This is a genomic window from Agromyces sp. Y182 (assembly GCF_059445385.1).
The window spans coordinates 1799422-1823792 of record NZ_JCAIUF010000001.1 but is presented as its reverse complement, the minus strand read 5'-3'; the positions used below and the strand labels follow the sequence as shown (position 1 = coordinate 1823792).

The window sequence follows — 24371 nt, the reverse complement described above, 5'->3', positions numbered from 1 at the left end:
TTCCGACCTGATGTCGCCCCAGATCGGCGCTTCAGGGCTTGTGTCGACCCTCCGTTTGATAGGATCGAGAGTCGCCAGAATGACGGTCAGGAGCCCGATTCACACATGACAGCGGAACCGACGAAGGCCCAGCAGACACCGGCATACGGTGCTGATGAGATCCAAGTACTCGAGGGCCTCGAAGCGGTTCGCAAGCGGCCGGGTATGTACATCGGCTCGACGGGCCCACGAGGCCTGCACCATCTCGTCTCCGAGATCGTCGACAACTCGGTCGACGAAGCGCTTGCGGGCTATGCCACCACGATCGACGTGACGATCCTGCCCGACGGCGGCGTGCGTGTCATCGACGACGGCCGAGGCATCCCGGTCGACATCCACAAGAGCGAAGGCCGTTCGACGGTCGAGGTCGTGCACACCGTGCTGCACGCCGGCGGCAAGTTCGGTGGTGGCGGTTACGCCGTCTCCGGCGGGCTGCACGGCGTCGGGGCATCCGTGGTCAATGCGCTCTCGTCCAAGTTCGACGTCGAGGTGCGCCGCCAGGAACACGTGTGGCGTCAGTCGTTCACGATCGGCGTACCCGACGCCCCGCTCTCGAAAGACGAGCCGAGCGACGAAACCGGCACGACGACGACGTTCTGGCCGAACCCCGACATCTTCGAGACCGTCGAGTTCGACTACGAGACGCTGCGCGCCCGATTCCAGCAGATGGCCTTTCTCAACAAGGGCCTGCGAATCACCCTCACCGACGAGCGCAGCGGGCACGTCGAGATCGATCCAGAAGACACGGCCGAGAGCGAAGCGGATGACGCGGCTCCCGGCCCTCGCACTGACACCTTCCTCTACGAGCGAGGCCTCGTCGACTACGTCGAGTACCTGAACCGCTCGAAGAAGTCCGACGTCGTGAACGACGAGATCATCTCCTTCGAAACGGAGGACACCGAGCGCAAGATCGCACTCGAAGTCGCGATGCAGTGGACGACCGCGTATACCGAATCGGTGCACACGTACGCGAACACGATCAACACGCACGAGGGCGGCACCCATGAAGAGGGCTTCCGCGCGGCGCTCACGACGCTCGTGAACAAGTACGCCCGCGAGAAGGGCATCATCAAGGAGAAAGACGACAACCTCTCCGGCGACGATGTGCGCGAAGGCCTCACCGCGGTCATCTCGGTGAAGCTGGCGGAGCCGCAGTTCGAGGGCCAGACGAAGACGAAGCTCGGCAACACCGAAGTGAAGTCGTTCGTGCAGAAGGTCACCTCAGACCAGCTCGGCGACTGGTTCGAGCGCAACCCAACGCAAGCCCGCGACATCATTCGCAAGGCGATTCAGGCGGCCACTGCGCGCCTCGCTGCCCGCAAAGCGCGCGAGGCGACTCGTCGCAAGGGCCTGCTCGAGTCGGGTGGCATGCCGGGCAAGTTGAAGGACTGCTCGTCGAAAGACCCGTCGGTCTCCGAGATCTTCATCGTCGAGGGCGACTCGGCCGGCGGCTCCGCCGTGCAGGGCCGCAACCCCGAGACGCAGGCGATCCTGCCGTTGCGCGGCAAGATCCTGAACGTCGAGAAGGCACGCCTCGACCGGGCGCTCGCCAACAACGAGGTGCAGGCCATGATCACGGCGTTCGGCGCCGGTATCGGTGAAGACTTCAACACCGAGAAGGCCAGGTACCACAAGATCGTGCTCATGGCCGACGCCGACGTCGATGGCCAGCACATCACCACACTGCTGCTCACGCTGCTGTTCCGGTACATGCGCCCGCTCATCGAGCTCGGCTACGTGTACCTCGCCCAACCCCCGCTCTACCGCCTCAAGTGGACGAACTCCGATGACGAGTACGTCTACTCCGACAAGGAGCGCGACGCCCTGCTCACTGCGGGCGCAGCGGCCGGCAAGCGAATCCCCAAAGACAACGGGGTGCAGCGCTACAAGGGTCTCGGTGAGATGAACCACCAAGAGCTGTGGGAGACGACGATGAACCCCGAGACCCGCACTCTGCTGCAGGTCACCATGGACGACGCTGCTGCCGCTGACGAGATCTTCTCCACACTGATGGGCGAAGACGTCGAGAGCCGGCGCAACTTCATCCAGAAGAACGCGAAAGACGTCAGGTTCCTTGATATCTAGTGGTCTCGTTCCCTGAGCTCGTCGAAGGGAACGGACAACGGCAAGACTCCCTTCGACAGGCTCAGGGAGCGGACAGGCGAAGAAGAGAAGCAGATGACAGACGCAGACGAGAATACCGACGGCCCCGGCATCCACGGCAGGATCGACCAGGTCGACCTGCAGCTCGAGATGCAGCGTTCCTACCTCGACTATGCGATGAGTGTGATCGTCGGACGAGCGCTGCCCGACGTGCGCGACGGGCTCAAGCCCGTGCACCGCCGCGTCATCTACGCGATGTACGACGGCGGCTACCGCCCCGACAAGGCGTTCTCGAAGTGCGCGCGCGTCGTCGGCGACGTCATGGGTCAGTTCCACCCCCACGGTGACACTGCGATCTACGACGCACTCGTGCGCCTCGTGCAACCGTGGAGCCTGCGGTACCCGCTCGCACTCGGGCAGGGCAACTTCGGTTCGCCCGGCAACGACGGCGCGGCCGCTCCCCGGTACACCGAGACGAAGATGGCTCCGCTCGCGCTCGAGATGGTGCGAGACATCGAGAAGGACACCGTCGACTTCCAAGACAACTACGACGGCCGTACGCAAGAGCCGTCGATCCTGCCCGCCCGGTTCCCGAACCTCCTCGTCAACGGCTCGGTCGGCATCGCGGTCGGCATGGCCACGAACATCCCGCCGCACAACCTGCGCGAAGTGGCATCCGGTGCCCAGTGGTACCTCGAGCACCCCGAAGCATCGCGCGAAGAGCTGCAAGAGGCGCTGATCCAGCGCATCAAAGGCCCCGACTTCCCGACGGGCGCACAGATCCTCGGCGTCAAGGGCATCAACGACGCCTACCGCACGGGCCGCGGCTCGATCACGATGCGCGCGGTCGTCTCGGTCGAAGAACTGCAGGGCCGCACCTGCCTCGTCATCACCGAGCTGCCGTACCAGGTGAACCCCGACAACCTCGCGATCAAGATCGCCGACCTCGTGAAAGACGGCAAGGTCGGAGGCATCGCCGACATCCGGGATGAGACCTCAGGCCGCACCGGCCAGCGACTCGTGATCGTGCTGAAGCGCGACGCGGTCGCGAAGGTCGTGCTGAACAACCTCTACAAGCACACGCCGCTGCAAGAGAATTTCGGCGCGAACATGCTCGCGATCGTCGACGGCATACCGCGCACGCTCTCGATCGACGGGTTCATCGCGCACTGGGTCGACCACCAGATCGAGGTCATCGTGCGACGCACGCAGTACCTGCTGCGTGAAGCCGAGGCTCGCATGCACATCCTGCGTGCGTACCTCAAGGCCCTTGATGCCCTCGACGAGGTCATCGCGCTCATCCGCCGCTCGCCGACGGTTGAAGAGGCCCGCGACGGTCTCATAGAGCTGCTCGAGATCGACGAGCTCCAGGCGCGTGCCATCCTCGAGATGCAGCTGCGCCGCCTGGCCGCACTCGAGCGGCAGAAGATCATGGACGAGGCAGCCGAGCTCGCCGAACTGATCGCGGACTACGAGTCGATCCTCGCGTCGCCCGAACGTCAGCGCACGATCATCTCGGAAGAGCTGGCAGAGATCGTCGCGAAGTACGGCGACGACCGGCGCACGCACATCATGCCGGGCTTCGACGGCGACATGTCGGTCGAAGACCTGATCCCCGAAGAGGAGATGGTCGTCACCGTCACCCGCGGCGGCTACGTCAAGCGCACGCGCAGCGACAACTACCGCTCGCAGCACCGCGGTGGCAAGGGCGTCAAGGGCGCGCAGCTCCGCGCAGACGACGTCGTCGAGCACTTCTTCGTGACCACGACGCACCACTGGTTGTTGTTCTTCACGAACAAGGGCCGGGTGTACCGGGCAAAGGCGTACGAGATCCAAGAGGCCGGCCGTGATGCGAAGGGCCAGCACGTCGCGAACCTGCTCGAGATGCAACCCGACGAGCAGATCGCCGAGATTCTCGACATCCGCGACTACGGGGTGGCCCAATATCTCGTGCTCGCCACTCGCGACGGCCTGGTGAAGAAGACCGACCTCACCGCGTACGACACCAATCGCTCGCGTGGCGTCATCGCGATCAACCTGCGCGACGATGACGAGCTCGTCTCGGCGATGCTCGCCGACGAGCACGACGAGATCCTCCTCGTCTCGAAGAAGGGCATGTCCCTGCGCTTCGAGGCGACGGATGAGGCGCTCCGGCCCATGGGGCGGTCGACCTCGGGTGTGAAGGGCATGTCGTTCCGCGCGGGCGACCAGTTGCTCGAGGCATCCGTCGTGGCCGGCTCAGAGCACGCCGGCGCGGTGCTCCCTGAGCTCGTCGAAGGGGGCGAGTCCGCCCCGACAGGCTCAGGCGCCGACGGCGACCATGAGGCGAGGTACGTCTTCGTCGTCACCGAAGGCGGTTACGCGAAGCGCACCGCCGTCGACCAGTACCGCCTGCAGAATCGTGGGGGGCTCGGCATCAAGGTGGCCAAGTTGAACGACGATCGCGGCGACCTCGCCGGCGCCCTGATGGTCGGCGACGACGACGAGGTGCTTGTGGTTCTTGCCAGCGGCAAGGTGGTACGCTCTGACGTCGCCGAGGTTCCCGCCAAGGGCAGGGACACGATGGGCGTCGTGTTCGCGAAGTTCGCGGACGACGACAAGATCATCGCCATCGCGAAGAATTCCGAACGGAATCTCGTGGAGGAGACCGCAGAGTCCGAAGCGGCCGAGCCCGCGCGAGAGGAGTAGCCGTACATGAGTAGCGTCGCCGAGAAGCTGGCCCGCAAATCGAACCGTAAGACCCCTGCCAAGCAGGTGCGCCTTCGGCTCGTCTACATCGACTTCTGGTCGGCGGTGAAGCTGTCGTTCCTCGTCGCCGTGTGTCTCGCGGTGGTCAGCATCGTCGCCATGTTCCTGATCCACACTGTGCTGAGCTCGACCGGCATCTTCGAGAAGCTCAACGAACTCGTGAAAGACGTGGCCGGTGCCGGTGGCGATCTCACCTCGGTGCTCTCGCTCGGCAATGTCATGGGCTTCGCCGTCGTGGCGGCGCTGCTGAACCTCGTGGTGACCACCGCGCTCGGCGCGATCCTCGCGGTGCTCTACAACCTGAGCGTCAGGATCACGGGCGGAATTCTCGTCGGTTTCACGAACAACTGACTCGCGCCGAACGCGTGAGCGTTCGGCCGAGTCAGATCGAGGGGCGGCCCCTTCCGGGCCGCCGAATCGAGATATCACCGACGAGATTCGACCGATTCGGAGATTGCCAGAACGTCCGGTAGTCTTTCCTTCGGCCGAAATTCGGGGATATAGCTCAGGCGGTTAGAGCGCTTCGCTGATAACGAAGAGGTCCGAGGTTCAAGTCCTCGTATCCCCACTGTGAACAATTGACACCGGCAACAATTGAGACCGGCAACAATTCAACGCCCGTGAACAACTCCATATGAACATCCGGATGCCTCGGCATTCGGCCCGGGGCCTTAGCTCAGTTGGTAGAGCGCCTGCTTTGCAAGCAGGATGTCAGGAGTTCGATTCTCCTAGGCTCCACAGTTTCCGCACATCGGGTTCGCGAACTCGACACCTCGAGTTCGCGCCTGTGCTTCACAAGTGCAGCCAGCGCTCGACCAATCCCACGATCGCCTCGAGCCTCTCGTCGAGTTCGCCCGGATCGAGCGTGATGACGCCGCGATCGGCAGCAGCCCAGCGCACGAGCCCGGTGTCGTCATCGAAGCTGAAGCCGTCGGCATCGACGAGCTTCACACCGCGGTGCATCACCACCCGCAACTTGCCGCGCGGGTCGATGCCGAGCGTGACGCGGTCGGCGCCGTCGAGTGCGTAATTGGGACCGTTCCACTTGATGTTCTCGACGGTGCCCGCGGGGGCGACACCACGGATTCCCTCGCACAGCCGCCCGAGCGGGCCGCCCTGATCTGGTGGGAGCCGGGCGAGGAACCGCTCGACCTCGGCCGAAGCCGCGATCACGTTCGTGTCATCGGCCATGTGCTGCTCCTTCGCCTCGCGGGATGCCTCGACCATAGCCCTCGGCGGACATGGCCGTCGATGCTCCCGCTACAGTGTCCGAATGGACATCCGCATCGCTGCGTACGGGGTCATCATTCACGACGACCGAATCCTGCTTTCGCATTGGAACGAGCACGGGCGATCGGGATGGACCCTTCCAGGCGGGGGAATCGAGGGCGCTGAGCATCCTGTGGTGGCCGCGCGGCGCGAAATCCGGGAAGAGACCGGCTACGAGGCATCCATCGACCGACTGCTCGGCATCGACACGATGGTCGTTCCGGCGTCGAAGCGCCACACGGGCGCCTCGCCGCTCTATGCCATGCGCGTCGTGTACCGGGCGAGCGTCGTCGGCGGGGAGTTGCGGAATGAGGTGGGGGGTTCGAGCGACGAGGCCCGATGGTTCCCGCTCGACGAGGTGCCGAAGCTCAAGCGAGTGAGCCTGCTCGACATCGCACTTCGCTTGAATGCGGCCGAGCCGGTCGACGGTGTGCCGCCGCCCGTCGGCGGCTGAATGCACTGACCGCGCGGCCGTGTCGCCGACCTTCCGACCGTGACTGGCCGAACCGTTCGCGACACGGACGCGCGGTGCCGAGCTCCCCGAGGTCGATGCCGTCGCGCTGGCGATGACATCGACCTGTGGGGGCCAGGCATGCGTGCTGGTGCTGGTGAAGCTCTCCATGATGATCAGACCATCGGCAGCGCGAGGAGCGCGATCCGCTGGAACTCGGCGTCCCGAAGCCGGTTCGCGATCTGTTCGTTGCGGCGACGCTCGGAGAGCGCCGTGTAGCTCCGCTTCGCGTCTTGGCGACGACCCCATGCGATGAGGGCGAGGCCCAAACGGCGTGCGAGCCGTTCGCGGAGCTGCCGTGCGTCTGCACGAAGGATGACGGTCTGGCCCTGGGGGCTTCGGCCGGCGGTGAGAGTACTCGTATTCACAGTGATTCCTTCTGGTGTGTTGGTGTTGGGCGTGGAGCGATGGTGCTGGTGTGTTTCACGGGCGGCTCGTCGGCCCACGATCGGATCCCGTGATCGGCAGCATCCGAGCATGGGATCCTCGTCAGGGCGTCGAGGGCAGGGCTGACGGCTCGTCGCGAGGTGTGATCGGGCGGTTGGCCGTCACGGAGCGTCGAGATGCCGAAGTCTCCGATGGCCGGCGGTCGCGATCTGACGGTGGCGTACTCCGGGGCATCCGCTCGTCACGGTGAGGTGACGAAGACGACAATGTCGCCGTCGGACGACCCTGCTTGCCGCAGTGGTCACGCGCGAGGGGCGCAGATGGCGGTCAGGCGCTATTGCGCGTGCCGCCGGAGCGAACCGTTAGCCCGCTCGACGCGCGAGGAGGACTCCCGTGTTGGCCGCAGTAAATGCTGGCGTGAAGATGTGCTTCATCATGGGTATCAACTCCTCTGCTGCTCAGGTGCGATGCGCACCGCTTATGGACACTAGCGGGATATTCACGTCGACCGCAAGATGAATTCCCAGAAACTTCGGAAATCAGGGTCAGCACCGAGATCGGGCCCGCCTGGAACGACGATGGCCCCGCCTGGATCAGGCGGGGCCATCGGTGGTCTTGCGTGTGGGATCAGTCGTCGGCGGGGGCGCCGGGCGTCGGCTCATCGTCGGCGACCCAGAGCTCGTCGTCGGCACGGAACGTCTGCCAGACGGCGTAGGCGACGCCGGCCGCGGCGACGATGCCGGCTCCGATCGCGAGATAGGTGCCCACTCCGGGGCCTTTCTTCTGCTTCACGACGGCTGCGGCACGAGGCGACACCCGCTCGATGGCGCGGCGTACGCGTGCGTCGTTGGCGATGTCGCCGATGGAGAGCACGGAACCGAGCGCGTTGCCCACGCTGCGCTCGACGGTGTCGCTGGCAGTACGCGCGACACGACCCGCCTGCTGGACGCCAGGTCGGACGTAACTCTCGTACCCGGTTCGGACCCGCGGCACGACCTCTTCACGCGTGAGGTGACCGAGTTGACGGCTGGCCTCTCGCGCGACGGCATTTGCATGCTCGAGCACGTGCTGCTGGTTCTCCCAGAGATCCCCAGCGGTGCTCTGCAGTCGCTTGAGTTCCTTCCGGCGCTTGCGTGACAGGCTCATGTCGACCTCCATCGTTGTGCAGCGAACCACTCCATCTTGCCACCGAAACAGCTGGAAGCGGGGTGGGAGTCCGAATACGGCATACCGCTTGACGAATCCACCCATGCCAGAATAAGAGGATGCCGATTCCCACCGCAGTCGCGACACTCAACACTAATCACGGCCCGATCAAGGTCGACCTCTACGGCGACCACGCCCCGAAGACGGTCAAGAACTTCGTCGGCCTCGCCACGGGCGAGATCGAATGGACGCACCCCGCCACCGGTGTGAAGTCCACTACCCCCCTCTATGACGGGGTCATCTTCCACCGCATCATCCCCGGCTTCATGATCCAGGGCGGCGACCCGCTCGGTCAGGGCGTCGGCGGCCCGGGTTACCAGTTCGATGACGAGATCAACTCGGAGCTCGACTTCACCGAGCCCTACGTGCTCGCCATGGCGAACGCCGGCATCCAGATGGGGCACGGCACCAACGGCTCGCAGTTCTTCATCACCACCGGCCCCACGACATGGCTGCAGGGCAAGCACTCCATCTTCGGCAAGGTGACCGATTCCGCGAGCCAGGCCGTCATCGACCGGCTCGGCGCCGTCGCCACCGATGGCCGCGACAAGCCCCTCGAAGACATCGTCATCGAGAGCATCACCGTCGAGCAGGTCTGACACTCGAGTGAGCGAATCGGGGCCTGATCGGGCGAACTTCTGTTATCGGCATCCCGATCGCCAGAGCTACATCCTGTGCCAGCGGTGCGGGCGCACGATCTGTCCCGAGTGCCAGACGCAGGCGGCCGTCGGCGTGATCTGCCCCGAGTGCATGCGCGAGCAGCGCGCGACGGCGCCGCGCACGAAGCCGGCGATGCTCACTCGCGTGCGTTCGGCGGCTGACCGCGGCGCCCCCGTCGTGACGTATTCCCTCATCGGAATCACGCTGGCGGTGTTCGTCCTCCAGCTGATTCCGGGTCTCGGTGTGACGAACTGGCTCTACTTCACGCCGCTTGCGATGAGCGACATCGCGTTCCAACCGTGGCGGCTGCTGACGACGGTGTTCGTGCACTCGACCGCACTGATCTTCCACGTGGTGCTCAACATGTACACGTTGTGGATCTTCGGACGGCTGCTCGAAGGGCTGCTCGGGCGCTGGCGCTTCCTCGCCCTCTACCTGCTGTCGGGACTCGCGGGTTCGGTCGGCGTGATCTGGTTGTCGGATCCGAACACGAGCGTCGTCGGGGCATCCGGTGCCATCTTCGGGTTGATGGGCGCGTACCTCGTGATCCAGCGTCGCCTCGGCGGCCAGACGATCCAGTTGTTCGTGCTGCTCGGCATCAACCTCGTCATCGGGTTCGTCCCGAGCTTCAACATCGCCTGGCAGGCCCACCTCGGCGGGCTCATCGGCGGAGCACTCGTCGGGTTCATCCTCCTCGAGACACGCAAGCGATCGCAGCAGACGCTGCAGGTCTGGCTGCTCGTCGCGGTCGCCGTGGTTTTGGTGCTGCTGAGCCTGCGGTACTTCGTCTTGCCGATCGTCTGACACCGTGCGAAGTTATCCACAGCTCTCTCCACAGCTGGGGAGAGTTACACGCGTGTAATTGTCGGCATTTCGGGGGACGCGAGCATCGAGAGATATCCGCACCTGTGGATAACTGTGCGGGGCGAGGCTCGACGATCAGGTCCGCCGAGCACGACAGAGGGGCGGATGCCGCAGCATCCGCCCCTCTCTCGGTCGTTGAAGTGGTGTGTGCGCCGCTAGCGCCAGCGGGTGGTCATCAGGAAGCCGACGAAGGCGATGCCGAAGCCGATGAGGATATTCCACGAGCCGAGGTCGGCGATGGGGAAGCGGCCCTGGCTCACGTAGAACACGATGATCCACGCGAGCCCAACGAGCATGAAGCCGAACATGACGGGCTTGAACCACACCGGGTTCGGAGCCTCTTCGCCGCTGGCCGGTTCAGCGCGCGCGGGCTTCGGGGATTTCGTACGTGCCATGGGGTGATTCTAGCCGAGCCGGAGGCCCTCGCACATTCGGTTCACGTTCGCGCGGGCTAGAATCGGCCCTATGTCCGAGTCGCCACCCGATGCCCGGCGTGCGCGCCGCCCGTCGGGCGGCCAGCGACACCGGGTGAGCGTCGTCGGCGTGTTCGGCGAACTGCTGCTCACGGGCGGCGTACTGATCCTCCTCTTCCTCGGCTGGCAGCTGTGGTGGAACGACGCGATCATGGCCGGACAACAGTCGTCCGCGGCATCCGCTCAGAGCGCCGAATGGCTGAAAGAGGCCCTCGCTGCACAGGGCGGAACGCCGCCTCCTGCTCCGGCCGACTACGGCGACCCCGTCGTCGACACGACGGAGTACGGCAATGGCGAGGCGTTCGCGGTCATGTACGTGCCGCGGTTCGGCGAAGACTCCCAGCGCAGTATCGCCCAGGGCTACGGGCTCGATGTGCTCAACAGCTTCGACCTCGGCGTCGGCCACTACCCGCAGACGCAGATGCCCGGCGAGGTCGGCAATTTCGCGATCGCGTCGCACCGCAGTGCCTACGGCGGCGGCATGCACGAGATCGAACAGCTGCAATTGGGCGACGCGATCTACATTCAGACGAAAGACGGCTGGTTCACCTACCGGTTCCGAGACTTCGAGTATGTGACCCCCGAGACGGTCGACGTGCTTGCCCCGGTGCCGCACCACCCCGACCTCGCGCCGACCGATCGCCTCGTCACGCTCACGAGCTGCAACCCGCTGTTCTCGACCGCGGAGCGCATCATCGCCTACGGCGTGCTCGAGTCCTGGCAACCGATCTCGGCGGGCGCCCCCGCCGAGATCGCACCGATCGTCGCAACCTGGGGGAGCTGAGACATGTACGGCGCACTCTGGCGCATCCTGCCCGGGCCCGTGTGGCTGCGCATCATTCTGATGCTGATCCTCGTCGCGGCCGCGGTGTTCGCCCTCTTCACGTGGGTGTTCCCATGGGTCGACGGCGTGCTGAATCCGATCAACGTCACGGTGGAGTGAATGACCCGCGTCCTCGTCATCGACAACTACGACAGCTTCGTCTACACGCTCAACGGCTACCTGCAAGAGCTCGGCGCCGAGACCGAGGTCGTGCGCAACGACTCGTTCGGCGTCGCTGAGGCGGCGACGCGCATCGCCGACTACGACGCGGTGCTCATCTCGCCGGGGCCCGGCAAGCCGTCGGATGCCGGTGTGTCGATCCCCATCGTCGAGGCAGCCCTCGCCTCGGGGCAGCCGATCCTCGGCGTGTGCCTCGGACACCAGGCGATTGCCGAGGCCTTCGGCGCGGTCGTGACGAACGCCGATGAGCTCATGCACGGCAAGACCTCGCGCATCACGCATGACGAGAGCGACTTCTACGACGGGGTGCCGCAGCCCTTCACCGCGACGAGGTACCACTCGCTCGCCGTCGTCGATGGCACCGTGCCCGCGTCGCTCGTGGTGACGAGCCGAACGCAGGGCGGCGTGATCATGGGCCTGCGCCACGAGAGCGCTCCGATCTTCGGCGTGCAGTTCCACCCGGAGTCGGTGCTGACCGAGGGCGGCTACCGCATGCTCGGCAACTGGCTCGCGGTCGCAGGGCTGCCCGAGGCGCGAGAGCGCGCCGTCGGCCTCAGCCCGTTGATGCGCGCGGCGACGGCTTAGGTCTCGATACGCTCGCTGCGCTCGCTACTCGACCGGCGAGGGTGCGGCGCGGCTCGACTGGCGAGGGCGGGTCAGCCGGCGCAGTAGGTGAGTTCGACCGAGGAGTGTTGCGGAACGTCGCCGGGCGGCACCGACTGCTGTGTCACCGGCGAGCCCGGCTGCGACTTGCACGAGGCGTCGGGCTTGGGCTCGGCGGTCAATTGCAGGTTCTCGGCCGCGAGATACGACGTGGCGGCTGTGAGCGTCTGCCCCGTGAGGTCGGGGAGCGTGACCATGCCGCTGGAGATGCGGAAGTCGACCGTGGAACCGGCCTCGACCGATGCACCGGCCTCGGGCGTGGTGTCGAGCACAGTGTCGCCGGGCACGGTCGGTGACGGCTCTCTCGTCTCGGTTCCGGGCACGAGCCCGGCGGCAGTCACATCGGCCTTCGCCTGTTCGAGGGCCTTGTTGCGGACGTCGGGCACGGCGACGGCTTGTCGCCCGGTCGAGACATACACCGTGACCGCCGTGTCGGCGTCGACGATCTCGCCCGCGGCCGGATCACTGCGGGTCACCTGATCGGCGGGCACCGTCTCGCTCGTCTCGTTGACGCGGGTAGCCGGGAGCCCGAGCTCTTGGAGCTTGGCCACAGCCTCTTCGTAGGTGCCACCGGTCAGCACCGGGATCTCGCGAGAGTTCGTCGGCAGCTCGGTGGTGGGTTGCAGATTGAACGCCCAGTACATGACGGCGATCACGATCACGATCACGCCGATGATGCCCGACCAGATCCAGATCGCCGGCGGGCGGCGCTGGGTGCGGGTCATCGTCTCGTCTTCCGCGAGCTGGCGGAGCGCCAGTTCAGAGCTCGACAGCGAGGCGGTAGGGGCTCCGAAGAGCATCGTGGACTGGTCGGGCTCACGGTGCACCGGCACGCGACCGGATGCCGCGACGTCGACGTCGGCCCGGAACTCCGCCGCCGTCTGGTAGCGCTGGTCGCGGTTCTTCGCGAGGGCGTGCAGCACGACCGAATCGAGCGCGGGCGAGACCTTCGGGTTGATGACGCTCGGCTTGACCGGGCGCTCGCTCACGTGCTGGTACGCCACCGCGACGGGCGTGTCGCCGCGAAACGGCGGCCGGCCCGTGAGCATCTCGAAGAGCACGACACCGGTGGAGTACAGGTCGGTGCGCGCGTCGACCGTCTCGCCCTTGGCCTGCTCGGGCGAGAAGTACGACGCCGTGCCGAGGATCGCCGTCGTCTGCGCGACCGTCGTCGACGAGTCGGAGACAGCACGGGCGATGCCGAAGTCCATGACCTTCACCTGGCCGGTGGTGGTGATCATGATGTTGCCGGGCTTGATGTCGCGGTGCACGACGCCCGCCCGGTGCGAGTACTCGAGCGCCGTCAGCACGCCATCGATGACTCGTACGGCTGCAGACGCCTCGACGGGGCCGTCGTGGATGATGTCCTTCAGCAGCCGGCCCTCGACGAACTCCATCACGATGAAGGGCAGCTGCACCTCTTGACCGGAGGAGTCGAGGACGGTCTCTTCGCCCGCATCGAACACGCGCACGATCGTGGGGTGCGCCATACGCGCCGCAGATTGCGCCTCCTGCCGGAAACGCATGCGGAACGCCGGGTCTGTCGCCAGCTGGGGCTTCAGCAGCTTGATGGCGACCTGGCGACCGAGCCGAGTGTCGGTGCCGACGTGCACGTCGGACATGCCACCGCGCCCGATGAGGGCGCCGACGCGGTATCGACCCGCGAGCACTCGTCCTTCATCGTTCACCGTGCGGCTCCGTCCCTTCTGCGATAGGTCCCGTCAGTTGCGGCGTGCTAGTTGTTGTTGTTGGCCGCGGCTGTCACTTTTACCGCCGCCGACGGGGACGAGGGGGAGGCCACCGAACCGCAGTAGTAGATGTAGGTGACCGTGAGGTCGCCGCTCGTCGCCGAGGTCGTCTGCAGAAGCGCTTCGGTCGCGCCGGCACCCGACGGCTGCGCCGACGGCGCCCCCGTTCCCTGTACCGACACCTGATAGCCCGACAGCGTCTGGCCGGCAGGGCACGATTGAGCGTCCCACGAGACTGTGAACGTCTCACCGGCCTTCAGGCTCGTCGGCGCCACACGAGGCGCCGCCGTCGGTGCGCTCGGCGTCTCAGGATCGACGTAGAACGTGATCGTGACCTCGGAGCCGATCTGCATATTGCCCGTGGGGTTCACGTCGTAGACCCGGCCGGCCTCTTCAGCGGTTGCCGCCGGGTTGCCCTCGACGGCGTTCACGACCATGCCGAGGGCCTGGAGGTTCGCCCGAGCCTCGTCGACCGTGAGCCCCAGGTAGTCTTCACGGTTGACTTGAGCGGTCGTCGGAGCCTCTTCGGTCGGCGGAGGCGGCGTCGAGGGCGTGCTCGCCGACGACGCCGGCGTGGACGGCGCCGTCGACGGCGCCTCTTTCTCGTCGCCGTTCAGGGCGAGCGCGATGATCGTGCCGATGAGCACGATCGCGAGCAAGGCGATGAGGACGATGAGCGGCCAGGTCCAGGGGCTGCGCTTCTTCTTCTCTTCGACGGGCTCTTCGTCGTCGCCCGGCACACCCGCGGCAGACGGCATCACCGTCGTCGCCGCGGTGGCGCCTGACTGCGGCATGAGCATCGTGGCAGCCGTGACGCCGGCAGCGCCGAGCACGGCGGGCACCGCAGCGGCGGCGGCCTGCACGTCGCCCCGGCGAAGCGCCGTTGCGGCGCGTGCGAGATGCGCGGCCGACTGCGGCCGATCGGCCGGGTTCTTCGCGATGCATCCGTAGACCAGGTTGCGCACCGGCTCGGAGACCGTGACCGGCAGGTCGGGCGGTGTCTCGTTGATCTGCGCCATCGCGATGGCGACCTGCGACTCGCCCGTGAAGGGGCGACGGCCCGCGAGGGCCTCGTAGGCGACGATGCCGAGCGAGTAGATGTCGGTCGTCGGCGAGGCCGGGTGGCCCGACGCCTGCTCGGGCGAGAGGTACTGCACGGTGCCCATGACCTGGCCGGTGGCCGTGAGCGGCACCTGGTCGGCGATGCGCGCGATGCCGAAGTCGGTGATCTTCACGCGCCCGTCGGGCGTGATGAGCAGGTTTCCGGGCTTGATGTCGCGGTGCACGAGACCGGCCGCGTGCGCAGCCTGCAACGCCGCCGCAGTCTGCGCGACGATGTCGAGCACCTTGTCGGTGGAGAGCACGTGCTCGCGCTCGAGGATCGTGGAGAGCGCCTCGCCCGGCACGAGCTCCATGACGAGGTACGCGCTGCCGTCTTCCTCGCCGTAGTCGAAGACATTGGCGATGCCTTCGTGGTTCACGAGTGCGGCATGGCGGGCCTCGGCGCGAAAGCGCTCGAGGAAGCCCGGGTCGCCCAGGTACTCGTCTTTCAAGATCTTGATCGCGACCTGACGGCCGATGACGAGGTCTGTGGCTTGCCACACCTCGCCCATCCCGCCGATCGCGATGCGGGATTGCAGTTCGTAGCGCCCCCCGAAGGTGAGCCCTGCGCTCGGTCTCATTTGTTCAGCACCGCCTCTAGTACCTGCTTTGCGATGGGTGCGGCAATGCCATTGCCGAACCCTTCCTGACCAAGTCCCCCGCCATCCTCAACGAGCACTGTGATCGCGTACTGAGGATTGTCGGCGGGGGCAAAACCGGTGAACCAGAGAGTGTAGGGGTCACTCTCGCCGTTCTCTGCTGTACCTGTCTTACCAGCCACACTGACGCCGTCTATTCTTGCATTACTCGCGGCCCCGTTCTCGACGCCATTGATCATCATGCCGACCATCGTCTTCGCCGTCTCCTCGCTGATCGCACGGCCGAACTCTCGGGGTTCGAACTCCTGCAGTGGGTTGAAGTCGGGCGCCGTGATCTGATCGACCAGATTCGGGTTCATGACGATGCCGCCGTTCGCGATCGCAGCCGACACCATGGCCATCTGCATGGGCGTTGCGCGCACCTCGTACTGCCCGAATGCCGAGAGGCCCGTCTGCGCGTCGTCGAGCGCTCGCGGGTAGATGCTCGCCTCGGTCACCGTCGGAATCTCGAACTCGGTGTTGAACCCGAACTTCTGGGCCTGCTCGCGGATCGCGGCGTCGCCGAGTTGGATGCCGAGCTCAGCGAACGGGATGTTGCATGAGAGACGCAACGCGGTTGCGAGGCTGACGGTGTCGCCGCCGCCGCAGTTGCCGCCTTCGGTGTTGCGCACGACGGAGTCGGTGCCGGGCAGGGTGAGCGAGCCGGGGTTCGGCAACTGGCTCTCGGGCGTGTACTTGCCCGACTCGAGTGCGGCCGCGGTGACGACGAGCTTGAACACCGATCCAGGCGGGTTCATGTCGCCGCCGGTCGCGCGATTGAAGAGCGGGTCGGCCGGGTCGGCGAGCAGCCCCTCGTAGGTCGCGAGCGCCTGGGCGCTGTCGTGCACGACCAACGCGTTCGGGTCGTATGTCGGCTTGGTGACCATCGCGAGGATGCGCCCGGTGGACGGCTCGGTGACGTAGATCGCGCCCGTGTAGTCGCCGAGCGCGTCCCACGCGGCCTGTTGCGCCACCGGGTCGATCGCAACTTCGACGGATGCCCCCATCGGATCTTGCCCCGAGATCAGGCGGTTCAGGGAGTCGAAGAACTGGCTCGAGGACTGCCCACTGAGATAGTCGTTGAGCGAACGCTCGAGGCCAGTGGCCTCGCCGTTGACGGGGATGTACCCGGTGACTGCGGCGTACAAGGGCCCGTTCGAGTAGACCCGCTGGAACTTGTAGTTGTCGTCTGAGGGCTGCGAGTACGCGATCGGATCACCGTCGACGAGGATCGGGCCGCGCTCGACGGAGTAGCTCTCGAAGAGGGTGCGCGAGTTGCGAGGGTCGGCTGCGAGAGTCTCGGCCTGTGCGTACTGGATGATCGTCGTCGAGACGAGCAGGGTGAGGAACATGAGGAGCGCGACGATCGAGACGCGCTTGAGCTCGCGGTTCATCCGTCGATCACCAGCCTCGGGTGGTTGCGCACCGTATCGGACAGGCGCAGGAGCAGGGCGACGATGATCCAGTTCGCCACGAGCGAGGAACCACCCGCCGCGAGGAACGGGGTCGTGAGCCCGGTGAGCGGGATGACTCGAGTGACGCCGCCGACGACGATGAACACCTGCAGGGCGATGACGAACGCGAGGCCCACCCCGAGCAGCTTGCCGAAGTCGTCTTGACCGGCGAACCCGATGCGGAACCCGCGGGCGACGAACAGCAGATACAGCGCGAGGATCGCGAAGATGCCGGCGAGGCCGAGCTCCTCGCCGAGGCTCGCGATGATGTAGTCGCTCTGCGGAACCGGCGTGATGTCAGGGCGGCCCTGACCCCAACCCGTGCCGATCAACCCGCCGTTGCCCAACCCGAAGAGGCCCTGCACGAGCTGATAACTGCCGCCGTACTCCTGATCGAAGCGCTCGGGATTGAACGGGTCGAGCCAGTTCGCGAAGCGGTTGCCGACGTAGTCGAGGGTCTGGCTGGCGATGATCGCACCGCCGATGAAGAGGCTGAGCCCGAGCACCACCCACGACAGCCTGCTCGTCGCGACGTAGAGCATCACGAGGAAGAGGCCGAAGTAGAGGAGCGCGGTGCCGAGGTCGCGCTGGAAGACGATGACGGCCATCGACAGCGCCCACACGATGAGGAGCGGGCCGAGGTCGCGTGCCCGCGGGAACTGCATGCCGAGGAACTTCCTGCCCACCATCGACAGTGAGTCGCGGTTGCGCACGAGGTAGCCGGCGAAGAAGACCGCCAGGGCGATCTTCGCGATCTCGCCGGGCTGGAAGGTGGCGAAGTCGCCGATGCCGATCCACACCCGCGCACCGCTGACCTCGCGCCCGAGTCCGGGCACGAGCGGTAGGAGCAGCAGGATGATCGCGGCGAGGCCTGCGAGATAGGTGTACCGGAACAGCACCCGATGGTTGCGGATGACGAGGATGGTCGCGATCGCGCAGACGATCGCGATGCCGCTCCATGCGATCTGCCGCACCGCTGCGCTCTCCCAGCCCGACTCGTTGTTGGCGATGTCGATGCGGTAGATCATCGCGATGCCGAGGCCGTTGAGCACCGTCGCGATCGGCAGCAGGAACGGGTCGGCGTCGCGCGCGACGAATCGCATGCCCACGTGCAGGCCGAACACGAGCACCGAGAGTCCTGCGCCGAGCAGCACGAGCTGCGTGTCGATGTGCCCGAGCGCCCCGAGCTGCACGAGCACGATCGCCGCGGCGTTGATGAAGCATGCGATGAGGAGCAGCCAGAACTCGAGGTTGCGCAGCTTCTGCGGAATCCGGATGCGGCGCACACCCTCTGGGGGCGTCGTGGGTCTCGATACGCGGCCGGCTTCGCCGGGCGCTACTCGACCGACGTTGAGGTCACTCAACGGAATCCTCCAGCCGCTGCACGATGCGATACGCCTCGGAGAAGGAGCCCGCGCTGATGGTCTGCTCGACACGCTGCTGGTCGTAGGTGCGAAGCTCTGCCACGTCGAGATCCATCTCGGTGTGCAATTCGTGCAGCGAGATCGGCCCCAGGTCTTGCTGGATGCCTTGGAAGATCGCGACCCGCCCGTCGGACTCGCCCACGTAGTAGCGCGTCTGCGTCCACTGGTAGCCGAGCAGGAACGCCGCCGCGATGGCGGCGACGAGCAGCACGATCCAGAAGCTCCACGTCCAGCGCCGGCGGCGGCGGCGGCGGGCGTCTTCTTCGATGATCTCGTCGAAGAAGTCTTCGGAGTCGGGCTCGAAGTGCGTCTCTTGAACGGGGTGCGGACGGAACGGAGTGAGACGGATGCCGCGGGCGCGTACCGGCTCGGGCTGGCCGAACGCGAGGGGGGCGGCGGCCGAGCCGACCACGAGGGGCGGGGTCGCCGGTGCCGGCGGCTCGCCGATGTCGAGGATCACGACCGTGACGTTGTCGGGTGCCCCGCCGTCGAGGGAGGCCTTCACGAGCCGGTCGGCCACTTGCTTGGCACCCGCTTCAGCCGACATCAGGTCGTGGATCTCGTCGAACGAGACGACGCCTGAGAGGCCGTCGGAGCACAGCATCCAACGGTCGCCTGCGCGCGTGTCGAGCACCATCGCGTCGATCTCGGGCGATGCCTCGACGTCGCCGAGCACTCGCATCAGCACCGAACGCCGTGGGTGCACCATCGCCTCTTCGGCGGTGATGCGGCCGGCGTCGACGAGACGCTGCACGAAGGTATGGTCGGTGGAGATCTGGCTGAGTTCGCCCGACCTCAGCAGGTAGATGCGTGAGTCGCCGATGTGCGAGATGACGATGCGATCGCCGACGAGCAGCACGGCACTCACGGTCGTGCCCATGCCCGTGAGTTCGGAGTGCTCGGCGACGGTGGCCGCGAGCTGGCGGTTCGCGGCGATCAGGGCGCCCTCGAGGGATGCCGCGGCTTCGGTCGTGTTGTCGTAGTCGACGTCGGCCTCCGCGATGCGCCGCGTGGCGATCGCGCTCGCGACATCACCGCCCGCGTGCCCGCCCATGCCGTCGGCGACGACGAACAGGCGGCGCCCAGCGTAACCCGAGTCCTGGTTGTTCGCGCGGATGCGCCCTACATGCGAGACCGCGGCGCTCGCCTTGACCGTCGCCATGGGCTACCGCCGCAGCTCGAACGTCGTCGCTCCGACCTTGACGGTGGCTCCGAGCGGGATCGGGGTCGGCACGGTCACTCTGGAGCCGTTGAGGAAGGTGCCGTTCGTCGAATCGAGGTCTTGGATCATCCAGCGGCCGTTCCACTGCATGATGCGGGCGTGGTGGGTGGAGGTGTAGTCGTCGCGGATGATGATCGCCGAGTCGCTCGAGCGGCCGATCGTGATCTCGTCGTGGCCGAGCGGGAACTCCGCGCCGGTCTTCGCGCCGCTCGTGATGACGAGGCGGGTCGCGTTCTCGTTCGAGGCGAGCTCGCCGTTGGCGCCGCCGGTCGGTGCTGTGGCATGCACGACCGGCGCAGTGGCCGCGGCGAGCGGTGCCGCCGATACCGGTGAGCTGGGGAACCCGGATGCCGTCGCTGCTCCTGCCCCGGCCGACTCGGGCTGCAGCTTGCGCACCCGCTGCCCGAAGAGGTCGCTGCGCAGCGCGTAGACGATCGCGAAGATGAACACCCAGAGCAACAGCAGGAAGCCGAGCTGGAGGACGAGGAGGGTCAGTTCGCTCATTCGCCGGGCCCCCAGAACCCGCCTATGTCGTGACGTTCGGTGGCCGGGTCGGTGCGCGAGCCTGCGTCGCCGGCGGACGCTTGCGCGAGCACCCGGAACACGATGCGGGTGCGGCCGATGGTGATGACCGAGTCGGGTTCGAGGATCGCGTCTTTCAGGGGAGCGCCGTTGAGCTGGGTGCCGTTCGTGGAGCCGAGGTCGCGCACGCGCGCACGGCTGCCGTCCCATTGCACCTCGGCGTGCCGGCGTGACGCACCCGAGTCGTCGAGGGTGATGTCGGCCTCGCTGCCGCGGCCGATGACCGTGCGCCCCTTCAGGATCGGGTAGCGCTTGCCGTTCACGTCGAGCACGGGGGTCCAGGCGACCTGGCCCTTCACGTTCTGCGAGTCGACCTGCACCATGCCCTCGGCGAGGCTGTCATCGGGGTGCAGCGCGATCGTGATGCCGCCCGCGAACTGGAAGCGCTGGCTCGCGGCGTGCTTCTGCACGAGGTCGACGAGTTCGTCGATGAGCGCCGGGCCGAGGCCCGTCATGCGCGCGTAGTCGGCGGATGCCATGCGCACGACGAAGCTGTTCGGCACGAGCACGCGGTCGCGTGAGACGACCGCAGCCTTCGTGTCGATCTCCCGCTTCAGGGCGGAAGTGATCTCGACGGGTTGCAGCCCCGAGCGAAAGGTCTTCGCGAACGCGCCGTTGACGGCTCGCTCGAGACCTTTCTCGAAGTTGTCCAGTAGGCCCACAGGTCTCCCGTTCCAGATGTGCTACGACGCTGTCGTGACTGTGACATGGTAGCCCGAAGGGCTGTATGTCTCGCGAATCAATCGACCTGGATCGCCGAGTCGGCTTCGTCGACGTCGAGCGAGAGCGTCGGGATCGACGCCGTCAGCAGGGTGCCGTCTGCGCGGCGCGAGCCGGTGACGTCGCGCATCGTCGGCGCTCCGTAGAGGCGCGGACCCTGCCCGTCGAGCGGCACCGAGACATCCGTGCCTGCCGTGACGACCACGTCGACACCGCGTACCCGCACGCGTGCCTCGCCCCCGTCTTCGACCGCGAACGAGATCGACTCGGGGTCGAGGCTCACGCGCAACCGCGTGCCGCGGAGCGTGATGCGGAAGGTGAGGCCCTGCCAGCCGTCGGGCAGGCGCGGGTCGAACGTGAAGACGCCGTTGTGGTCGCGGAACCCGCCGAAACCCGACACGAGCGCGCCCCACACGCCGCCCGCCGAGGCGACGTGCACTCCGTCGGATGCATTGTGGTGCAGGTCGGCGAGGTCGACGAAGAGCGCCGATCGGAAGTAGCGCATCGCGAGCTCGTGGTAGCCGACCTCGGCCGCGATGATCGACTGCACGATCGCCGACAGCGTCGAATCGCCGGTCGTCAGCGGGTCGTAGTACTCGAAGTTGGCGCGTTTCATCTCGGTCGAGAACCGGTCGCCCTGCAGGTACAGCGCGAGCACCACGTCGGCCTGCTTCAGCACCTGGAAACGGTAGATGACGAGCGGGTGGTAGTGGAGGAGGAGCGGGCGACGGTCTTCGGGGGTGTTCTCGAGATCCCACAGCTCCTTCTGCAGGAACGCGCTGTCTTGCGGGTGGATGCCGAGCTGCTGGTCGAAGGGGATGTGCATGTGCGCGGCCGCGCGACGCCAGCTCGCGACCTCGGCCGGCGTCACCTCGAGCCGCTCGACGAGGCGGTGGTAGGCCACCGGGTCGAGCACCTGCAGGTTGTCGACTGCGGATGCCGCTGCGGCGAGGTTCGCTCGCGCCATCACGTTCGTGTACAGGTTGTCGTTGACGACCGTCGTGTACTCGTCGGGGCCGGTGACGCCGTGGATGTGGAACACGTCGTCGGCGTTCGACCGCCAGAAGCCGAGGTCTTCCCACATGCGGGCGGTCTCGACGAGGATGTCGATCGCCCCGCGACCCAAGAAGTCTTGATCGCCCGTCGCGGCGACGTACTGGCACAGCGCATACGAGATGTCGGCGTCGATGTGGTACTGGGCGGTGCCGGCCGCGTAGAACGCGCTCGACTCCTGCCCGTTGATCGTGCGCCACGGGAACAGTGCCCCCATCTGGTTCAGCTCCAGCGCGCGGGCTCGAGCGGGGTCGAGCATCCGCTGCCGGAATCGCAACACGTTGCGGGCGACGATCGGCGCCGTGTAGGTGAGGTAGGGGAGGACGTACACCTCGCTGTCCCAGAAGTAGTGGCCCCCGTAGCCGGAGCCCGAGACGCCCTTCGCGGCGACGCCGCCGCCATCGGTGCGCGCCGTCGCCTGCGCGAGCTGGAAGAGGTTCCAGCGGGTCGCCTGCTGGATCGCCGCCTGGCCGGTGATCTCGACGTCGGAGCGGGTCCAGAAGTCGTCGAGCCACGCGCGCTGCTGGGCGAAGAGCTCGCCCACGCCCACCTCTGCCGCGCGGTCGAGGGTGCGGTCGCTGCGATCGGCGAGCTCGCGCGCCGGCACCTTCCTGGCGGTGTGATAGCTGACCATCTTGGTGATGCGGATCGGCTGGCCCTGCTTGGCGCGCACCCGGTAGATGTGCTTGGCGAGGTCGTCTTCGATGGAGCCCGACTCGGTGAAGGAGTTGTCGGTGGTGATCGAATGCTCGGCGGCGATCGCGATCGCCATGCCCGAGTTCGTCGTCTGGTAGCCGAGGAGGTAGCGGCCCTCGGTGCGACGCTTCACGCGGGGCTGCAGCACGCGTTCGTTGAACTGCTCGGCCTTGCGGGGATCGAAGCCGCCGCTGGTCTCGAGCACGCCCGAGCGGTACTCGTCGCGGCCGTCTTGACGGTTCAGGATCTGGCTCGAGATGGTCACCGCGGCATCCGAGTCGAGCAGTTCCACCTCGTAGTCGATGACGGCCAGGTGACGGTCGGTGAAGCTCACCATGCGCCGGCTCGTGATGAGCACGCGCTTGCCCGACGGGGTGCGCCAGACGATCGAGCGACTCAGTGCGCCGAGGCGGAAGTCGAGCCGACGCTCATAGGCGAGGAGCTCGGCCTCGGTGAGCACGAGGGGCTCGTCGTCGACGTAGAGGCGGATCACTTTGGCATCGGGTGCGTTCACGATCGTCTGGCCCACGCGCGCGAACCCGAACGCCTCTTCCGCGTGCCGGATCGGCCACGTCTCGTGGAAGCCGTTCACGAATGTGCCGTGCACGAAGCCGTCACGGCCCTCCTCGACATTGCCGCGCATGCCGAGGTAGCCGTTGCCGACGGCGAAGAGCGTCTCGGTGCGGCCCATGTCGGCCTCGCCGAAGTCGGTCTCGACGAGCGCCCACTCGTCGATCGGAAACCGGGTGCGGTTCAGCGGGTCGTGGTCGGCGAACCTCATTCGCGTTCCTCTCGGGGAGTGTCGGTCGCGGGCAGCAGGGGGATGAGTTCGTCGAGTTCGTCGACCACGATGTCGGCGCCGAGTGCTTCGAGGGCCTCGCGGCCGACGCCGCGGTCGACGCCGATGACGACGCCGAAGTCGCCGGCTGCACCGGCCTTCACCCCCGACTCGGCGTCTTCGACGACCGCGCAGGCCGTCGTCGGCAGGCCGAGCAGCTCGGCCGCGCGCTCGAAGGTGTCGGGGGCCGGCTTGCCGGGGATCCCGTCGTGCGCGGCGACCGCGCCGTCGACGACGACCTCGAAGCGATCGGCGAGCCCCGCCGCCGCCAGCACCGAGGGGGCGTTCTTCGAGCTCGAGACGACGGCCACGCGGCATCCGCTCGCCTGCACCGCGTCGAGGAAGGCGACACTCGCAGGGTAGGCGGCGACACCCTCGTCGGCGAGCGTCTCGTTGAAGGCCTCGTTCTTGCGGTTGCCGAGGCCGTGCACGGTCTCTTCGGCGGGCGAATCGGTCACGTCGCCTTCGGGCACGCGGATGCCGCGGCTCTCGAGGAGGCTGCGAACCCCGTCGTAGCGAGGCTTGCCGTCGATGTATGAGAAGTAGTCGGCCTCTTCATACGGCGCGGCGCCGTGCTGCTCGAGATAGGGGGTGAACAGGCGCGCCCACGCGTGCATGTGCACGGTCGCGGTCGGCGTCAGCACACCGTCGAGGTCGAAGAGATATCCACGGATGTCGCGGAGCGCCGTTGCCGTGCGCGTGGCGCGCTCGTCGTGGCTGGTGGGGGAGTGGGGGGTCTCGCCGGGCGAGGTCACGGGCGGTCCTTTCGTCGCGTCGGTCGGGGCACCGGAACCCGCTGCTCGATGCTATTCCCGGGTGGCGGGGCAACGCGAGGCGAGGCGGATACTCGGAGGAATCGCCAAGGGTCTGAGAGGGGAACTTCGGGCTCGTCGGGAGGTCGCCTCGAATGGCTTTGCCGCCCAGGAAATGTTAGTCTCTCGTGGTTGGACGCACTGCGGTGCATCCATA

At 66.7% G+C, this 24371-nt stretch carries 22 protein-coding genes and 2 tRNA genes; 11 read left to right on the top strand and 13 right to left on the bottom strand.

Annotated elements, in window-relative coordinates:
* Positions 1-105: 105 nt before the first annotated feature.
* From gyrB to AC1C2R_RS08315, 5 genes are all read left to right on the top strand, one after another.
* On the top strand, positions 106-2124 hold the full coding sequence (gene gyrB / locus AC1C2R_RS08335; protein ID WP_495352016.1) for a DNA topoisomerase (ATP-hydrolyzing) subunit B: 2019 nt from the start codon (positions 106-108) through the stop codon (positions 2122-2124).
* Between the two features lie 93 nt (positions 2125-2217).
* The gene (gyrA, locus tag AC1C2R_RS08330; RefSeq protein ID WP_495352015.1) at positions 2218-4830 is read left to right on the top strand and encodes a DNA gyrase subunit A; all 2613 of its coding nucleotides are present in this window, start codon (positions 2218-2220) and stop codon (positions 4828-4830) included.
* A gap of 6 nt (positions 4831-4836) precedes the next feature.
* Positions 4837-5241: a DUF3566 domain-containing protein gene (locus AC1C2R_RS08325; RefSeq protein WP_495352014.1), complete on the top strand. Its 405-nt coding sequence runs from the start codon at positions 4837-4839 to the stop codon at positions 5239-5241.
* Between the two features lie 143 nt (positions 5242-5384).
* Positions 5385-5458: transfer RNA gene (locus tag AC1C2R_RS08320), tRNA-Ile, on the top strand.
* Between the two features lie 97 nt (positions 5459-5555).
* Positions 5556-5628 (top strand) — tRNA-Ala (locus AC1C2R_RS08315).
* A 54-nt stretch (positions 5629-5682) separates the two neighbouring features.
* Here the strand turns inward: AC1C2R_RS08315 and AC1C2R_RS08310 are convergent.
* Positions 5683-6081, bottom strand: a complete 399-nt coding sequence (locus tag AC1C2R_RS08310; RefSeq protein WP_495379626.1) for a hypothetical protein — start codon at positions 6079-6081, stop codon at positions 5683-5685.
* An 82-nt stretch (positions 6082-6163) separates the two neighbouring features.
* On the opposite strand from AC1C2R_RS08310, the gene AC1C2R_RS08305 reads away from it, so the two are divergent.
* Complete coding sequence (locus AC1C2R_RS08305; protein WP_495352012.1) at positions 6164-6613, top strand: NUDIX hydrolase; 450 nt, start codon at positions 6164-6166, stop codon at positions 6611-6613.
* A 173-nt stretch (positions 6614-6786) separates the two neighbouring features.
* On the opposite strand, the gene AC1C2R_RS08300 is transcribed toward AC1C2R_RS08305, so the two are convergent.
* Together AC1C2R_RS08300 and AC1C2R_RS08295 are read right to left on the bottom strand one after the other, a co-directional pair.
* Positions 6787-7038, bottom strand: coding sequence for a hypothetical protein (locus tag AC1C2R_RS08300; protein WP_495352011.1), 252 nt, complete (start codon positions 7036-7038; stop codon positions 6787-6789).
* A 646-nt stretch (positions 7039-7684) separates the two neighbouring features.
* Positions 7685-8203 carry a hypothetical protein gene (locus tag AC1C2R_RS08295; RefSeq protein WP_495352010.1) on the bottom strand — a complete coding sequence of 173 codons (519 nt, stop codon included), beginning with the start codon at positions 8201-8203 and terminating at the stop codon, positions 7685-7687.
* Positions 8204-8322: 119 nt separating this feature from the next.
* Here AC1C2R_RS08295 and AC1C2R_RS08290 point away from each other — a divergent pair, with 119 nt between their 5' ends.
* Together AC1C2R_RS08290 and AC1C2R_RS08285 are read left to right on the top strand one after the other, a co-directional pair.
* Positions 8323-8862 (top strand): peptidylprolyl isomerase, encoded by a 540-nt coding sequence (locus AC1C2R_RS08290; RefSeq protein ID WP_495352009.1) that lies wholly within the window; start codon positions 8323-8325, stop codon positions 8860-8862.
* Positions 8863-8869: 7 nt separating this feature from the next.
* On the top strand, positions 8870-9727 hold the full coding sequence (locus tag AC1C2R_RS08285) for a rhomboid family intramembrane serine protease (RefSeq protein ID WP_495352008.1): 858 nt from the start codon (positions 8870-8872) through the stop codon (positions 9725-9727).
* A gap of 215 nt (positions 9728-9942) precedes the next feature.
* On the opposite strand, the gene AC1C2R_RS08280 is transcribed toward AC1C2R_RS08285, so the two are convergent.
* Entirely contained in the window at positions 9943-10182 is a 240-nt protein-coding gene (locus tag AC1C2R_RS08280) for a cell division protein CrgA (protein WP_495352007.1), read from the bottom strand.
* Positions 10183-10252: 70 nt separating this feature from the next.
* Here AC1C2R_RS08280 and AC1C2R_RS08275 point away from each other — a divergent pair, with 70 nt between their 5' ends.
* Genes AC1C2R_RS08275 through AC1C2R_RS08265 form a run of 3 tightly spaced genes read left to right on the top strand, consistent with a single transcriptional unit; the run spans position 10253 to position 11848 of the window.
* A complete protein-coding gene (locus tag AC1C2R_RS08275; RefSeq protein WP_495379625.1) occupies positions 10253-11044 on the top strand; it encodes a class E sortase in 792 nt (263 codons plus the stop codon).
* A gap of 3 nt (positions 11045-11047) precedes the next feature.
* Entirely contained in the window at positions 11048-11203 is a 156-nt protein-coding gene (locus AC1C2R_RS08270; RefSeq protein WP_495352005.1) for a hypothetical protein, read from the top strand.
* A complete protein-coding gene (locus AC1C2R_RS08265) occupies positions 11204-11848 on the top strand; it encodes an anthranilate synthase component II (RefSeq protein ID WP_495352004.1) in 645 nt (214 codons plus the stop codon).
* A gap of 71 nt (positions 11849-11919) precedes the next feature.
* Here AC1C2R_RS08265 and pknB read toward each other — a convergent pair whose 3' ends face one another.
* The 9 genes from pknB to AC1C2R_RS08220 form a co-directional block, all read right to left on the bottom strand.
* Positions 11920-13614: a Stk1 family PASTA domain-containing Ser/Thr kinase gene (pknB, locus tag AC1C2R_RS08260; RefSeq protein ID WP_495379624.1), complete on the bottom strand. Its 1695-nt coding sequence runs from the start codon at positions 13612-13614 to the stop codon at positions 11920-11922.
* A gap of 47 nt (positions 13615-13661) precedes the next feature.
* On the bottom strand, positions 13662-15356 hold the full coding sequence (locus tag AC1C2R_RS08255) for a protein kinase domain-containing protein (protein ID WP_495379623.1): 1695 nt from the start codon (positions 15354-15356) through the stop codon (positions 13662-13664).
* On the bottom strand, positions 15353-16807 hold the full coding sequence (locus tag AC1C2R_RS08250) for a peptidoglycan D,D-transpeptidase FtsI family protein (protein ID WP_495352001.1): 1455 nt from the start codon (positions 16805-16807) through the stop codon (positions 15353-15355). The genes AC1C2R_RS08255 and AC1C2R_RS08250 overlap by 4 nt, the downstream gene beginning before the upstream one ends.
* Positions 16804-18153 carry an FtsW/RodA/SpoVE family cell cycle protein gene (locus tag AC1C2R_RS08245; protein ID WP_495353218.1) on the bottom strand — a complete coding sequence of 450 codons (1350 nt, stop codon included), beginning with the start codon at positions 18151-18153 and terminating at the stop codon, positions 16804-16806. Before AC1C2R_RS08245 ends, AC1C2R_RS08250 begins: the two co-directional genes overlap by 4 nt.
* A gap of 70 nt (positions 18154-18223) precedes the next feature.
* Positions 18224-19453 carry a PP2C family protein-serine/threonine phosphatase gene (locus AC1C2R_RS08240; RefSeq protein WP_495352000.1) on the bottom strand — a complete coding sequence of 410 codons (1230 nt, stop codon included), beginning with the start codon at positions 19451-19453 and terminating at the stop codon, positions 18224-18226.
* A 3-nt stretch (positions 19454-19456) separates the two neighbouring features.
* The gene (locus tag AC1C2R_RS08235) at positions 19457-20017 is read right to left on the bottom strand and encodes an FHA domain-containing protein FhaB/FipA (RefSeq protein ID WP_495379622.1); all 561 of its coding nucleotides are present in this window, start codon (positions 20015-20017) and stop codon (positions 19457-19459) included.
* Entirely contained in the window at positions 20014-20757 is a 744-nt protein-coding gene (locus AC1C2R_RS08230) for an FHA domain-containing protein (RefSeq protein WP_495351998.1), read from the bottom strand. Before AC1C2R_RS08230 ends, AC1C2R_RS08235 begins: the two co-directional genes overlap by 4 nt.
* Positions 20758-20834: 77 nt before the next feature.
* Positions 20835-23345, bottom strand: coding sequence for a glycoside hydrolase family 65 protein (locus tag AC1C2R_RS08225; protein ID WP_495351997.1), 2511 nt, complete (start codon positions 23343-23345; stop codon positions 20835-20837).
* Positions 23342-24076 carry a beta-phosphoglucomutase family hydrolase gene (locus AC1C2R_RS08220; RefSeq protein WP_495380388.1) on the bottom strand — a complete coding sequence of 245 codons (735 nt, stop codon included), beginning with the start codon at positions 24074-24076 and terminating at the stop codon, positions 23342-23344. The genes AC1C2R_RS08225 and AC1C2R_RS08220 overlap by 4 nt, the downstream gene beginning before the upstream one ends.
* Positions 24077-24371 lie beyond the last annotated feature (295 nt).